Origin of the sequence: Planococcus sp. ISL-110 (assembly GCF_018613575.1) — a bacterium.
GTDB lineage: Bacteria > Bacillota > Bacilli > Bacillales_A > Planococcaceae > Planococcus.
The window spans coordinates 21,861-36,385 of the sequence record NZ_JAGGPX010000020.1; the positions used below are offsets into that span (position 1 = coordinate 21,861).

Below are 14,525 nucleotides of genomic sequence, written 5' to 3' on the forward strand. Positions count from 1 at the left end.
TATATGCGACCATCTGTGCAGGAAATGATCGCGCAGTCGAGAGGCAAAAGGAACAAGAAAGTGATCGAAAAAATCATTCCAATCATTTTATTTTTGATCGCTTCTGTTTCAGTTTTGACATCCATCGGGATTGTCTTGACATTGATTTTTGAAACCATCACATTCTTTACACGCGTACCATTTTTTGATTTTATTACAGGCACAACCTGGCTGCCATTTTCCAATAACGAAGCCCAGTTCGGCATTTGGCCTTTGATCATCGGTACGCTGAAAATAACAGTAATTGCGATTATCGTAGCTGTGCCGATCGGCATTTCAGCAGCGATTTATTTGAGTGAATACGCCAGCGAGAATGTACGGCGTGTTATAAAGCCGGTTCTTGAAGTCTTGGCTGGTGTTCCGACAATCGTCTATGGTTTCTTCGCATTGACATTCGTTACACCGGTGCTTCAGGCAGTATTTCCGGAAATCAAAATCTTTAACGCGATTTCTCCCGGAATAGTCGTCGGCATCATGATCATTCCAATGATTGCCTCCTTGTCGGAAGACGCCATGTCTTCTGTGCCGAAAAGTATACGCGAAGGGGCTTTGGCGATGGGTTCGACAAAGTTTGAAGTGGCTTGGAAAATTACCATACCAGCCGCACTTTCGGGAATTGTGGCTTCGATAGTCCTGGCAATATCCAGAGCAATCGGCGAAACCATGATCGTGTCGCTTGCTGCAGGCTCGACACCAAGATTCGATGGAGATTTTACCGGTTCGATCCAGACCATGACAGCTTATATTGTCCAGGTATCAAAAGGGGACGCCGGATACGGAACGACAATCTACTATTCCATATACGCGGTAGGATTCACGCTTTTCCTCTTCACCATGGCCATGAACATCCTTGCCAGCTACGTCTCGAAACGTTTCAGGGAGGAATACTAATATGAGATATATCGAACAACAAACAGTAGTCAAACGGATGAATGGCAGATTGATTGCCAACGCCATCTTCAAATATATCTTCCTTGCTGCTACGCTACTGGCATTATTGGCATTGGTCATTTTGCTTTACCGGATCGTATCGCAGGGAGCCGGAAATTTATCGATTGATTTCCTGACCAACTTCGCATCACGCTTCCCGGATCAGGCCGGCATCAAAGCGGCGCTGGTCGGTTCGTTATGGCTGATGATGGTCGTCGCACCGACTTCGATTATTTTAGGTGTCGGATCGGCAATTTATCTGGAAGAATACGCAAAGCAAAACCGCATCACCAGTTTTATCCGAATGAATATCTCAAACCTGGCAGGCGTTCCATCAGTTGTGTTTGGCTTGCTTGGATTGACAATATTTGTTCGTGCAATGGCATTGGGAAACAGTATTTTAGCTGCAGGATTCACAATGAGTTTATTGATCCTGCCAGTCATCATTGTTGCGGCACAGGAAGCGATCCGTGCAGTTCCAGGTGAACTTCGCGATGCTTCCTACGGGATGGGCGCCACTAAATGGCAGACCATCGTCAATATCATCTTACCAGCGGCCATTCCGGGAATCTTGACGGGAAGCATTCTGGCTCTGTCACGTGCCATCGGGGAGACAGCGCCATTGATCGTCATTGGTGTGCCGGTCATCATTCAGTTTTTGCCGGAAGGCGTCATGGACACATTCACGGCCTTGCCTATGCAAATCTATGATTGGTCAAGCAGGCCACAGCAGGAATTCCAAGCGGTCGCAGCAGCAGGAATCATCGTTTTGATGGCAGTTTTGCTTTCCATGAATTCGATCGCTGTAATCATCCGCAACAAATTCGATAAACGCTATTAATGCAAATTATGTGGAAGGGGTTCTACAAATGACAACTATTATTACAAATAAGTCAGCATCTGGGACGGAAGCAGACCAAACGGGGAAAAAAGCGGTTTATGAAACCAAACAGCTCAATCTTTGGTATGGCAGCAACCATGCGTTAAAAAATATTGACCTGGAAATCATGGAAAATGAAGTCACGGCCATTATCGGACCTTCCGGATGTGGGAAATCAACATTCATCAAGACCTTGAACCGTATGGTCGAATTGGTGCCGTCAGTAAAAACATCCGGTGAAATCCTGTACCGCGGACGCAATATTTTCGACAATGACTATGGTGTGGAAGAGCTTCGGACTCGTGTCGGCATGGTTTTCCAAAAACCGAATCCATTTCCAAAATCCATTTATGACAATGTGGCCTATGGCCCGCGTATCCACGGCATCAAGAAGAAGAAAATCCTGGATGAAATCGTTGAAAAAAGTTTACGTGGAGCAGCCATTTGGGAAGAAGTTAAAGACCGCCTGAATGAAAATGCCTACAGCATTTCCGGAGGCCAGCAGCAGCGGATCTGTATCGCGCGTGCACTGGCGATTGAACCTGATGTCATCCTGATGGATGAGCCAACATCGGCACTGGATCCCATTTCGACATTGAAAGTGGAAGAATTGGTCCAGGAACTGAAAAAGGACTACAGCATCATCATCGTAACGCATAATATGCAACAGGCAGCTCGGATATCAGATAAGACTGCGTTTTTCTTGAACGGCGAAGTGATTGAGTTTGATTACACCGATACCATTTTTTCAAACCCTTCCGACAAACGGACGGAAGATTATATTTCAGGCCGATTCGGTTGATGGAAGGAGGCGGAACTTTTGTCCTTACGCGAAAAATTTGAGTTTGAACTGAATTCTGCACAAGAACAATTGATCGATTTGAGTACGATGGCAGTTAATGCCTTGAATAAATCGATGGAAGCATTGATCAATCAGGACGTCGATGCAGCACTTGAAGTGATCGAAGGCGATAAAGATATCAATCAGCTGGAGGAGTTTATCAATGACCGGGTGATCTTGTTGATCGCCAAACAATCTCCGGTTGCTACGGATTTGAGACGTTTGGTTGTTACGATTAAAGTGGCGTCAGATATGGAACGTGTAGGAGACTACGCGGTCAATATCGCTAAAGAAACCATCCGCATCGGCAACCAGGAGCTGCTGCCGCAAATCACGCAGATCCAGCAGATGCAGAAACTCGCTGTTGCCATGCTGCGTCAGGTCATCGATGCGTTTGTCGAAGAAGACGTCGTCAAAGCGAAAGAGATTGCCGAACTGGATGACCAAGTGGATGAATTATACGGTGATGTGATCCGCAGGCTGATGCAAGCGGGCGGAGAAAATCCGGACAGGCTCAGCCAGATTACTCAATTGGCGTTTATCAGCCGCTATATGGAACGCTCTGCGGACCACGCTACCAACATCGCTGAACAATTGTTTTACTTAGTAAGAGGCCAGCATTACGATTTGAATAGATAGCAGGAAACTCCAATTTGTTAGAGTCTAGCTTGTGAATCATCAGCAAATGGTGGATCTTTTAGATAGCAGAAAAAAGGACCAGAAGCAAAAAAGCTGCCGGTCCTTTTTTTTTATTTAGAAAGGTTCAATTAATTGGGTTTTTACAGTAGACTTTATGATGGAATATGCTATAATAATTAAGTCGTATAGATCACGCTTATTTATAAATGATCTTTGAAAGAATTAGGAGGGATACCGATGCGTGTTAACATCACTTTAGCTTGTACAGAATGTAGCGAACGTAACTACAGCACTGTTAAAAATAAGCGCAACAACCCTGAGCGTCTTGAAATGAAAAAATATTGCTCACGTGAAAAGAAAATGACAGTACACCGTGAAACGAAGTAATTCATTGAAAGCCAAAACCTCCAGGGGTTTTGGCTTTTTTCTTTGTAAAGGAGCAGGTGCTGATATGGATAAAGTTACGGAGCGAAAAGAAGTACTCGCTTTGCTAAACAGAATGACACTAGAAGAATATAGAAAAAAGTCCGAAATGGTGGTTAGCCGTTTGATGGAAGATCCGGCTTTTTTGGAAGCGGGCACCATTGGCATGACCCTTTCTTCCTTTCCTGAAGTGAATACTCTCGTGTTGCTGGAGAAATGTTGGGAAGCGGGAAAAAAAGTAGCTGTACCCAAATGCCATCCGGCGAGCCGAGGCATGGATTTCCGATTGATCGAAAACACGGATCAATTGGAAGTCGTCTATATGAAACTGCAGGAACCGGTCGTCTCAAAAACTAGCTATATAAAACCGGATGCTATCGACCTGTTGATTGTGCCGGGCGTAGTTTTTTCGAAACAGGGCTTTAGAATTGGCTTTGGCGGAGGATATTACGATCGATTTTTAGAAGATTATGAGGGCATTACGCGTTCTTTGGCTTTTGACTGCCAGATCAGGGAGTCGATTCCCGTGGAAGTCCATGATCTGCCGGTACAGGGCATCTATACAGAAAGCGGATTTATCAATACGGGGGCGGTGATCGAATGAAAAACCTATTCGATGTCATGCAATTGCTGAAGCGCTATGGCACGATTATCTATACGGCCGATTACAAGGCGGATCTTGATTTAATGGAAGATGAGGTTAGAGAACTGTATCGGCTGCAGTTTATTTCTGCAAAAGAGTACGCTTCGGCACTGCTTATTCTCCGCCAAAAAAAATCGGAGTATAATAAGAAATAAGTTTGTTTAACGAAACTTCCTCCGTTTTCATTCGTCTAGAATAAGGGTAATTACTTCAAATTTCCATAAATTTCTTTTATACTAAACCATTATGGTAGTGTATTGGTTTGAAAAATCACCGCTTCTGCCTGTTTTCTGCAAAGAGATATGAAAAGCGACAAATCGAAATCATCTGCTAAACTTAAAATTTATGTACAGAACACACCAATTTAATTGAATAAGGAGGGAGGCCGGGTATGCTGAAAAAAGAATGGCCGAAACATTCAATCCTGGCAATCGCCATCATCGCCACTTGGCTAAAAACATATATTGTTTACAAGACCAGTTTCTCGATCACAATTGATAACCTGTTGCAGGAATTTATCCTGTTTATTAACCCTTTGAGCATGCTGTTGTTCATCTACGGCATCTCGCTGTTCTTTAAGAGCGAGAAAGCCAAGAACCGCTATTTGGTTGCTGTGGCAGTCATAACATCGATAATCCTCTACGGAAATGTTGCTTTTTACCGCTTTTTCAGTGATTTTATTACCTTGCCGGTCCTGTTCCAGACTGAGAATTTCGGTGACTTGGGATCAAGTGCGGCAGCCAGTATATTCTGGACAGATTTGCTGTATTTTGCAGACGTTGCCATCATCTTGCTGGCGATTAAATTCATCAAGGTAAAGCCGATTGCTGCTGTTTCCTCGTCTATGCAGCGCAAGACCTACTACATTCTTGCGCTTGCTGTCTTGTTCTTCAACTTGGGACTTGCCGAAGCAGAGCGTCCGCAATTGCTGACTCGCAGCTTTGACCGCGAGATGCTGGTGAAAAACTTGGGAATGTACAATTATCATCTATACGATATTTATGTCCAGTCCAAATCACAGGCGCAGCGTGCACTGGCTGACGGCTCTGAGCTGGTTGAAGCCAATAACTATGTGCGCGCAAACCAAATCGAACCTTCTGAAGAAATGAAGGGCATTGCCGAAGGACGCAACCTGATTGTCGTGACTTTGGAATCTATGCAGAGTTTCGCGATCAACAGCGAAATGAACGGGCAAACGATCACGCCGTTCCTGAACTCCTTGACAGAAGACGAAGACACCATTTATTTCGAAAACTTTTATCACCAGACGGGCTTGGGCAAAACTTCGGATTCGGAATTTTTGCTTGAAAACTCCCTCTATCCGTTAAGCGGCGGTGCGGTATTCTTTACGCACAGCGGCAATACCTACAATTCCATGGCAGAGAGCCTCGGCAACAATGGCTACTCAACAAACGTCCAGCACGCCAACACAAAAAGCTTCTGGAATCGCGATATTATGTACGAATCGATGAACGTTGACGAATTCTATGATATCGAAAGTTTTGAAGTTGGCGAAGGTGAAGCGGTCAACTGGGGCATGAAGGATATACCGTTCCTGGAGCAGTCGGTCGACCATATGGCGGAGATGAAGCAGCCTTTCTACAGCCGCTTGCTGACGCTTACTAACCATCATCCATTTACATTGGATGAAGAAGACAAACTGATCGACGAATACGATTCAAATTCAGGTACCTTGAACCGTTATTTCCAGACAGCTCGCTATTTGGACGAGTCAATCAAAGTTCTTTTCGAAGATTTAAAAGAAAAAGGGCTATACGAAAATTCGATCATTGTCATGTACGGTGACCATTATGGGATTTCTGAAAACCATAACGAAGCCATGAGCCAGTATCTGGGCGAGGAAGTGACAGATGTCACTTCTGCTGAACTGCAGAAAGTTCCGTTCTTTGTCCACATCCCGGGCTATGGCGGAGGCCATGTCAACGATGAAGTCGGCGGACAGATTGATATGCGTCCGACAATCATGAACCTGATGGGGGTGGATGCGTCAAAAGACATTCAGTTTGGCGGAGATCTATTTTCAGAAGAACATGAGGAATTCGTTGTGTTCCGTGATGGGCGTTTTGTAACAGATGAAGTAGTTTACGCAGGAAATGTCTGCTATGACAAGGAAACCGGCGAACCGACCGAAGAAGAGTTGTGCACGCCTTATATCGAGCAGGCGTTTACCGAACTTGAATATTCCGAGTCAATCATCAATGGCGACCTGCTTCGTTTTTACGATGAAGAAGATGGGCAATTGACAACCATTCCTGAAGGGGATTTGGAGCAATAAAAAGAGAGGGCGCTCTGCGTAACGGGTTCCGTTTCCTATCGCAAAACTTAAAAATACGATACAAAATGTAATCGGAAATGTATAACTAATTGCACCTCAATTCGTGAGAAATTCTGGAAATTCACAGTCTTGGAATTGGGGTATTTTTCATAATCAAATTTGTTTAATGTGTTCATTACAAAATTTTAAATTTATGAAAAAATCTAATTTTTAAAGGTTTTCTTGGGTATTTATGTTATAACAAAGAGAGGGGGTACAAAAATGAAAAAAAATATATTAACGTTAGTAATACTGTTGTTTTCGATACTTTTAATCGGGTGTAACAATGAAATTCGAGAGTCACAAAAGACAGAGGAAATAATTGAAGTGTCCAAGCAAGAAAAACAGAGTGAAAAAAATATTATTGAAAGTGAAGAAGAATCCCTTCCATCTTTCACGGATATTGACGCACCTTCCATTACTCTTTTATCTTCTAATGGAGAAAAAAAGTTTCCAACTTTTGACCACTCTTACGGAGAAATTTGTTGGAATAATTGTGATGAATTTAAACAATACAATTACCCTTCTATTCATAGTGGTAAAGTCGAAATTGGTGACCAACTCCAGGTTGATTGGAGTTCATTGAAACCTCTGCCAACAGAAATTCATTTAATCCAAATAGATTATAGTGATGAATACAATTTAAAGGAACTGGTCAAAGAACAAAAAGATCCTGAAAATACAATGTTCAAAGTTGCAATTGACGAAGAAATGATTGGAAATCAATATGCTCTAGAATTCATATGGAAAGATGAGACTTCTACTTCGGGGAAAAGTATAATGAATTTTAAACTAGAAAAGTGAATTTGAAAAATATTAACATAAGAACTTATATATCAAAATATGAAAACGCCAACCCTAACTGGATTGGCGTTTTATATTTTATCGTTTGTATATAATATCTTCCCAAGTATAAATCTTGTCGGCAATACCTAAGCGCTGTGCTGGAGTTTTTAGTTTTTTAATTTTCTTTCCGTCAATTCCGATTTCTGGTTTGCCCACTTGATAGGTTTTACAGAAGTTATAATAGGTTCTTAAAATCGTGATACTCATTTGTGCGTATTTCGGATTGAAGTTTGAATAGATATAACTTTTCCCGTCTCCACGACTTGTCACAAGTGGTCGTTCAAGAATCGAGATTGACCGTCTGATCTCTTGAAGAAATGTATTAACAGAGTTGTCGTTCGCCTTTACAATTAATCGTGCCAAATGTTCATCTGACAATTTCGATGTGTCGGACAGAACATTAATATATCTGCTTCCTCTATCAGCCATCGCAATTGGATGTTCGATCTTATTTGGCTTATGAATATTATAAAGTGTTCCGTCGGGCGCTGTTTTGGTTTCATAGAATTTATGAATAGCCAATTTTTCTTTCAGATACGCAACGGCTTTCTCGTAATGCGATAAATCTTTCATTCCTCTGGTTTCGGCCCAGTCCTGAAGATATTTACCCGATTCGATAAATTCCTTATATGCTTCTTCTCTTGACAGTGTTTTATCAAAGTTACTCACTAGATACTGAGCCCGTCCGTTTTTCATCTCCTCTGCGAAAATTCTTCTGATCGCTAATTTCAATACCCGATCATCATCACTGACGAATCGCCATTTAGGTGTTTTAACCATTTTCTTGATGAGGAACATTTGAGCCATTGCGGTGTACGTGTGATTTACGTGAAGTCCATCTACATATTCTTTTCTGCGGTTTAATTCAATCATTTCACTGTGATATTCAGTCATTGTCTGTAAATCGTTTGGCGACGGTGGTTGTGGGAAATACGAGTGCTGGGTAAATTTAGCGTTCTTCCGTAGTTCCTCGGTTAAATGATCGTCTTTATAAGTGATTGTATCGAACTTAATTTGATTAAATGTCACATCCCAATCATAAGCAACATCGGCACGGAATACATATCTTGACCTCATATCCGACGAAATGACAACTTGTGTCGGCAATTGCTTTTCGTTACCTCTTTTAAATTTTTTTGTCTGACCTTTCTTACGAACATTGTTGAGGACATACATCATCATATCGGTGTTGACCCAAATTCTTGGGAAAACTTTTTTCTCGAATGCCTTTTCTCTTGTTTCAAGGAATTCCAAACAACACCGATATAGCCATTCCAATTTTTCATAGTAAGTGGAGCGACCAATTTTCAAGACTTTACAAGTGCTTGATACAGGAATGTGTTGAATAATCATATCTGCGAATACTGGCAGAATATCGTTTCGTTTTTGATGATAAGAGGTCGTTTCTGCTTTTGTCGGTAAAATGTTCGTGTACTTCTTGCAGGTCTTACACTGGACAATCTGTGCGTTTGAAGATGCCTTTCCGCGTTTATAAAATGTCTTTGGTTGCGTGAGGAAGGTCTCAGGATTAGCACATCCATCTTTGTGAAAATGATAAACAGGATTTAAGGGCACAACTGAATTTAATCGTACTAAGCGTTCAATTTCCGTTGCCAAAGACCAATTTGAGTAAGCCTTGGTATTGCAGTTCAAAGTTGGTATGCCGTTCGGATCGTTTGGGTCAGCATTACAAATTATGTTTCGGTCGGGCGTGGTCCCTGTAATCGTATACCGTTGATTTTTGCCGATTCCGTATTTAGTTTGTGGTTGTAAATGATTTTTGCAAAAAGGATTTGCACAGAAGTTTAATTGGATTTCGTGTGTTTTGCCTTTCCAAGTGAAATCCGTGGGTCTGAATGCAAACTTAACGTTTTGAGTTTTCATTTTTTTGTCTGACAAGGTGAGGTAATCGTGGTGTCGTTGTGTGATTTCTGAGGGTGGGATATTCGGGTCTGTTAGGCAAATGCGGTCGGTGAAGTTTGCGAGACGTTTGATTTTAACCATCTCATAACCCCAACTCTCGTTTGACGCGGGTGTTGCTGCGTTTACTTTCGATATGAGCGATAAAGTCTTTGTCGTTCAGTAAGTGCGGTAACACTTCTTCTAAAACCTGAGATTCTGTTAAGCCTGTGTAGTCGGAATAATGCTCTAGAATCTTGTGCGACTTGAAGGATAACTTAAACTGTTTCGGTGTTGCGTTCGGATACTTTGGTTCGATTTTCATTTGTTCATCTCCCTTTTTTAGATAAATTTGTGTAAGGCAATTTGTATACCAATTTGTCGCCTTACACTACTGATTGTATGCTAACAAATTGGGGTGTCAATTACATAACAAAAAAAGATGATATTTGAATAAAAAACTTGTTCTATCAACAAAAAAAGACCGACAAATTAGCGTACAATTTGCCAGTCATTTTATTATACATTTTAGAGTTTTGCGATAGGAAACGGAACCCGTTACGCTCTGCGTCCTCTCTTTTTTTACGGCATGAAAAAAAGCTGATGCGTTTGACCGCAGCAGCTTTTTTCTGATTAATGTAGTCCTGGTGGATAACCCTGTGTGATAATTGTTGCAACTGTAAAGGCGCCGAAAATTACAAACGTTCCAAAGTTAAAAAGAAAGCCGAGGACTTCTTTATTTTTTAGCGTTTGTACAGTGCCGATTGCTGCAAGAACTGCAGTAAGTCCAAAAATAACCATTAACATCCAACTCATCGAATGACACTCCCTTCAACTTAAACAGCCAGTGCCGCTTTGTTCTCTTTATATTGTAAAGAAATTCCTACGTTTTGTCGAGGATAAAAAGTGTCAGTATGTTGACAGTCCTCTAAAGTGCGGCATGTTATAATCAAGGAGAGGTGAAGAAAATGCTGAAAATCGATCAACTGGAGCTGGGACCTATCCAGACCAACTGTTACATCATTTCGGACGATCAAAAAGAATGCTTGATTTTCGATCCGGGAGAAGAAAGCGCAAAGATCCAAGCGCTGTTGAAAAAGAAGAACCTGAAACCGATCGCGATTCTGCTGACACATGCCCACTTTGACCATATTGGGGCAGTGGACGATGTCCGGGATCGCTATTCGATACCGGTTTACCTCCACCAGCTGGAGAAAGATTGGTTGAGCAAGCCGAATTTGAATGGTTCAGGCAAGTATGCAGCTTTGCCGGATTACCGGGTGAAGGATGCAGACGTTTTATTGACCGACGAAAAGCACCTGCAGATTGGTTCTTTCCAAATGGACGTTCTACACACACCTGGGCATTCCCCGGGCAGTGTCAGTTTCTCATTCGGCAATGAGGGCTTTGCTATTGTGGGTGACACGCTGTTTCGCGGCAGCATCGGCCGTACGGATCTGATCGATGGCTCGGAGAAAAAGCTGCTGCAGTCCATACACGACTCGCTGCTGACGCTTCCTGAACATATGATCCTCTATCCTGGCCATGGGCCTGAAACGACTCCTGAACAGGAAATGGACAGCAACCCGTTCCTGACAGGGTTTTAAAGGCTGAAGACCTAAAACATCAAAAAACAAAAGGCGCATTGGAGAAATCCAATGCGCCTTTTGTTTTTTTTTGTATTCGTATTGATTAATGCCCAGGAACATGGATGAACGTAGTGTAATAAGTGAAGCCTACGAAAAATATTGTCAGATAGGCACCAAAAATATACATATACATGCGCTCAGAAATATTTAAGAATCCAAGAAGAACAAAAAATCCGGTGTTAGCGACCATTAATAATGATACTTCAACCATATCGCCTACATAAAAAAGAACTGCGAATATACCAGTCCACCATCCCATTAACTTGAACATATTATTCATGGGTAATCCCTCCTTTGCCACAACACAATAATCTCTTGTTTATTATATAGGAAATAGAGTGAATGTGTAAACAGCGAGTTCATCTTTCTTTGTGACAAACAGGTGTACGGGCCTTTAAAGACAATATTCCCTTCAAAAAAATTCCATTTATTGTTTTTTGAAGTCTAAAGCGAGTGGCTTCAAATATGAGATTTGGCGTGAATCCGGCGTTCAAAATTTTATTTTGGCAAAAGCTGTTCCCTTGTCAAAAAGAGCCGGTTATACTATGTGTGAACAGAGAGGCGGCCTTTGTTCAAAGCGAAATAGGAGGTGGATATGCAATCGATTATCGAGCGCCGCTGTGTTGACCTTTTGTACGACGCGGCAAAAAATGGCACGACAGACATCCACATCAAACCCGAACCATCCTGCTATACCGTTTCTTACCGCTCATTCCAAAATCTGCGGCAAGTGACACAACTCCCCTTTGATCTGGGTGATCGCATGATCGCTTATTTCAAATACCTATCCCTTTTAGATATGAGTGAAAGAAGAAAACCCCAAACCGGTTCATTCCAGCTTCCCATCAACGACTTATCCCATTATTTTCGCATTTCAACTTTGCCTTCTGTGCTGACAAAAGAAAGCATCGTCATCCGGATCATGCCGGACGATAATGCCCAATCCATCCATCAGCTGGCAGCTTTCCGAGACTCAGCCCGTCTGCTGGAGAAATTGTCTGAAGCCTCCCAGGGCCTCATTCTGTTTACTGGCCCTACAGGCTGCGGCAAATCGACTACTTTATACTCGCTGCTGAAACATTGTGCAGAAAAATTGAACCGCAACATCATTACCTTGGAAGATCCCGTAGAACGCAAGAATCAGGCAATTCTGCAAATCCAGGTCAATGAAAAAGCAGGCCTCAGCTATGCAGCGGGACTGAAAGCGATACTCCGGCACGATCCTGATATCATCATGATCGGTGAGATCCGCGACGCAGAGACGGCGCAAATTGCCGTTCGTGCAGCCTTGACGGGGCATTTGGTTTTTTCGACCATCCATGCCAGACATTCTGTCGGCTGTCTGCACCGGCTGCGCGATTTGGGTATATCGTTTGAAGATATGTCGCAAACCCTTGTTGCCGTTTCAGCCCAAAGGATCATTCCGATGTTTTCTGATATCGGACAGTCGGAATCCTGCCATCGCGCACTATATGAAATTCTGGACGGCGAACGGCTGGAAGATGCCCTGCTGTCAGCTAGCTTGAAAAAAGCTTATACATTGCCAGAAGATCTATCGTTTGAAGGACAGATACGGGAAGGAGTGAAAATTGGTGCGATTCAAGCTTCCTATGCGCTCAGGCAGGACACGTCTTCGTGACCGTGAACAATTCCTGACGCGTCTGGCCGTCCTGATGAAAGAAGGATATCTGCTGCCGGTTGCGCTGAGCTTATTGCTGCCGATGCATACATCCAAGCTGGACGAAACGCTGAGCGGCATAACCGTTATTTTAAAAAGTGGAGGGAATGCCGCTGAAATCCTGAAATATTTAGGATTCAAGGATCATGTGCTGTTTCCTGTCGAAATTGCTGAATACCATGGACGGCTGCCCGAGTCGATTGACAGCATTGCCAAAAGCTTCGCGCGGACCGAGCAGGTACAGAAAAAGTTGAAAAACATCCTGATCTATCCGGTATCTTTGCTGATCTTTACCTCTGTGCTGTTTTTGTTTTTCCGCACCAGCTATGTACCGAATCTGACTGACATGATGGAGTCGCTTCAGTCCGGAGATGACTCTTCCGGGGTACCGGCTTATTTGCTGAACCTTCCGGACTTTTTCATTGCAATCTTCGCAGCATCGGCGCTGGCTGTTTACGTCTTCAGACAATTGCTGAAGAGGCAGGACATCGAGCAGCAAATCAACTGGCTGCTGGCCATTCCTATCCTCCGAGGCTTCATGAAGCTGTACTGGTCGCACCTGTTGTCCCGTGAACTCGGAACTTTGCTGCACAGCGGCATTTCCATGCAGGAGTCGCTCAATCTGCTGCAGCGTCAAAACTACCATAAGATCATCCAGTTTATGACAAGGCTGTCCCATGAAGAACTGATGATGGGACAGACATTCTCCACATCGCTCGAGCGTTTTTCGTTTGTTTCCAGGGATATGCCCGCTTTTGTCCAGCATGGCGAAATGACCGGCTACCTGGGGAAGGAATTGATCCTTTACAGCGAAGTGCTGATGGAGCGGATTGAACAGCAGACGCAGCAGCTGCTGCGCATTATCCAACCAAGTTTCTTTATTATGATTGCCATCTGCATTGTAGGCGCTTATCTTGCGATTTTAATGCCGATGTATAACCTGGTCCATACCATTTGAGGAGGAAGAATATGCGCTTTTTAAAAAATCAAAAAGGATTTACTTTAATTGAAATGCTGATTGTCATGCTGATCATCACAGTGCTGATTGCCATCGCGATTCCGAATGTCACGAAACAATCATCAGCTGTCGATGAAAAAGGGTGCAAAGCATTCGTGCAGATGGTCCAAGGACAGGTGGAATCCTACCGAATGGACCTGAAAGTGGTACCAACCTTGACGGACCTTGTAACGGAAGGTTATCTGAAAACAGGAGAAACGGATTGCCCGAACGGCGATGTGGTGAATATTTCGGTTGATGGAGTGGTGACATCCACAAAATCGTCGTAAAAGAACAGGGTTTCACCTTGCTGGAGATGCTGTTGGTGCTGGTAGTTCTCATGGCAATCGTTTCCGTTTCGATTCCCGGCTACCAGGCCTTTGCGGTAAAAAAAGAAGAACAGCGTTTTTTTGACGTACTCCAACAAGACATTTATTTCGCACAAAGCCAAAGCTATTCATTGGGAAAAACCGCAAAAGTCGTTTTCAGGGAAACCAAAGGAACTTACGAAATTTTTACAGATCTTCAGTCAGTGGTGTCGTCCAGAAAACTGCCTGATTCGGTGGCGCTGAAAAAGACCAGCAACCTCAATGAAATCTATTTCAATTCAAATGGTTCAGTCGTCCAGTCCGGGACGTTCCGTTTTGCTACAAGCAGCGGAGAAAAGACATTGGTCGTCCATCTTGGGAGAGGGAGGGTGGTGTTTTCTGAATGAGAGAGGGATTT

18 protein-coding genes are annotated in these 14,525 nt (G+C 43.1%); 14 read left to right on the plus strand and 4 right to left on the minus strand.

All coding sequences use genetic code 11. The features are described from left to right. The first annotated feature begins 3 nt into the window (after positions 1-3). From pstC to J7I83_RS13615, 9 genes are all read left to right on the plus strand, one after another. A complete protein-coding gene (gene pstC / locus J7I83_RS13575) occupies positions 4-930 on the plus strand; it encodes a phosphate ABC transporter permease subunit PstC (RefSeq protein WP_215101595.1) in 927 nt (308 codons plus the stop codon). A 1-nt stretch (position 931) separates the two neighbouring features. After that, positions 932-1,810: a phosphate ABC transporter permease PstA gene (gene pstA, locus J7I83_RS13580; protein WP_215101597.1), complete on the plus strand. Its 879-nt coding sequence runs from the start codon at positions 932-934 to the stop codon at positions 1,808-1,810. A 28-nt stretch (positions 1,811-1,838) separates the two neighbouring features. Next, the gene (gene pstB, locus J7I83_RS13585; RefSeq protein ID WP_215101599.1) at positions 1,839-2,651 is read left to right on the plus strand and encodes a phosphate ABC transporter ATP-binding protein PstB; all 813 of its coding nucleotides are present in this window, start codon (positions 1,839-1,841) and stop codon (positions 2,649-2,651) included. An 18-nt stretch (positions 2,652-2,669) separates the two neighbouring features. After that, a complete protein-coding gene (phoU, locus tag J7I83_RS13590; RefSeq protein ID WP_215101601.1) occupies positions 2,670-3,329 on the plus strand; it encodes a phosphate signaling complex protein PhoU in 660 nt (219 codons plus the stop codon). Positions 3,330-3,566: 237 nt separating this feature from the next. Then, complete coding sequence (gene rpmG / locus J7I83_RS13595; protein ID WP_006830468.1) at positions 3,567-3,716, plus strand: 50S ribosomal protein L33; 150 nt, start codon at positions 3,567-3,569, stop codon at positions 3,714-3,716. Positions 3,717-3,780: 64 nt separating this feature from the next. Further along, on the plus strand, positions 3,781-4,356 hold the full coding sequence (locus J7I83_RS13600) for a 5-formyltetrahydrofolate cyclo-ligase (protein ID WP_215101603.1): 576 nt from the start codon (positions 3,781-3,783) through the stop codon (positions 4,354-4,356). Beyond that, on the plus strand, positions 4,353-4,550 hold the full coding sequence (locus tag J7I83_RS13605; protein ID WP_215101605.1) for a YqgQ family protein: 198 nt from the start codon (positions 4,353-4,355) through the stop codon (positions 4,548-4,550). The genes J7I83_RS13600 and J7I83_RS13605 overlap by 4 nt, the downstream gene beginning before the upstream one ends. A 236-nt stretch (positions 4,551-4,786) precedes the next feature. Then, entirely contained in the window at positions 4,787-6,691 is a 1,905-nt protein-coding gene (locus tag J7I83_RS13610) for an LTA synthase family protein (protein ID WP_215101607.1), read from the plus strand. 261 nt (positions 6,692-6,952) lie between these two features. Next, a complete protein-coding gene (locus J7I83_RS13615) occupies positions 6,953-7,534 on the plus strand; it encodes a hypothetical protein (protein WP_215101608.1) in 582 nt (193 codons plus the stop codon). 78 nt (positions 7,535-7,612) lie between these two features. On the opposite strand, the gene J7I83_RS13620 is transcribed toward J7I83_RS13615, so the two are convergent. From J7I83_RS13620 to J7I83_RS13630, 3 genes are all read right to left on the minus strand, one after another. Further along, the gene (locus J7I83_RS13620) at positions 7,613-9,580 is read right to left on the minus strand and encodes an insertion element protein (RefSeq protein WP_215101610.1); all 1,968 of its coding nucleotides are present in this window, start codon (positions 9,578-9,580) and stop codon (positions 7,613-7,615) included. 1 nt (position 9,581) lies between these two features. Continuing rightward, positions 9,582-9,800, minus strand: a complete 219-nt coding sequence (locus J7I83_RS13625) for a hypothetical protein (protein ID WP_215101612.1) — start codon at positions 9,798-9,800, stop codon at positions 9,582-9,584. 308 nt (positions 9,801-10,108) lie between these two features. Then, complete coding sequence (locus J7I83_RS13630; RefSeq protein WP_215101614.1) at positions 10,109-10,291, minus strand: DUF2759 domain-containing protein; 183 nt, start codon at positions 10,289-10,291, stop codon at positions 10,109-10,111. Positions 10,292-10,443: 152 nt separating this feature from the next. On the opposite strand from J7I83_RS13630, the gene J7I83_RS13635 reads away from it, so the two are divergent. After that, on the plus strand, positions 10,444-11,082 hold the full coding sequence (locus J7I83_RS13635; protein ID WP_215101616.1) for an MBL fold metallo-hydrolase: 639 nt from the start codon (positions 10,444-10,446) through the stop codon (positions 11,080-11,082). 85 nt (positions 11,083-11,167) lie between these two features. Here J7I83_RS13635 and J7I83_RS13640 read toward each other — a convergent pair whose 3' ends face one another. Beyond that, entirely contained in the window at positions 11,168-11,404 is a 237-nt protein-coding gene (locus J7I83_RS13640; RefSeq protein WP_215101618.1) for a DUF2626 domain-containing protein, read from the minus strand. Between the two features lie 315 nt (positions 11,405-11,719). On the opposite strand from J7I83_RS13640, the gene comGA reads away from it, so the two are divergent. From comGA to comGD, 4 genes are read left to right on the plus strand one after another with little or no spacing between them, the layout of a single operon-like run. Next, positions 11,720-12,763, plus strand: a complete 1,044-nt coding sequence (gene comGA / locus J7I83_RS13645) for a competence type IV pilus ATPase ComGA (protein ID WP_215101620.1) — start codon at positions 11,720-11,722, stop codon at positions 12,761-12,763. Further along, entirely contained in the window at positions 12,717-13,760 is a 1,044-nt protein-coding gene (gene comGB / locus J7I83_RS13650) for a competence type IV pilus assembly protein ComGB (RefSeq protein ID WP_215101622.1), read from the plus strand. Before comGA ends, comGB begins: the two co-directional genes overlap by 47 nt. Before the next feature lie 11 nt (positions 13,761-13,771). Further along, on the plus strand, positions 13,772-14,089 hold the full coding sequence (gene comGC / locus J7I83_RS13655) for a competence type IV pilus major pilin ComGC (RefSeq protein WP_215101624.1): 318 nt from the start codon (positions 13,772-13,774) through the stop codon (positions 14,087-14,089). Next, a complete protein-coding gene (gene comGD, locus J7I83_RS13660; RefSeq protein ID WP_353048283.1) occupies positions 14,080-14,514 on the plus strand; it encodes a competence type IV pilus minor pilin ComGD in 435 nt (144 codons plus the stop codon). Before comGC ends, comGD begins: the two co-directional genes overlap by 10 nt. The last annotated feature ends 11 nt before the right edge of the window (positions 14,515-14,525 follow it).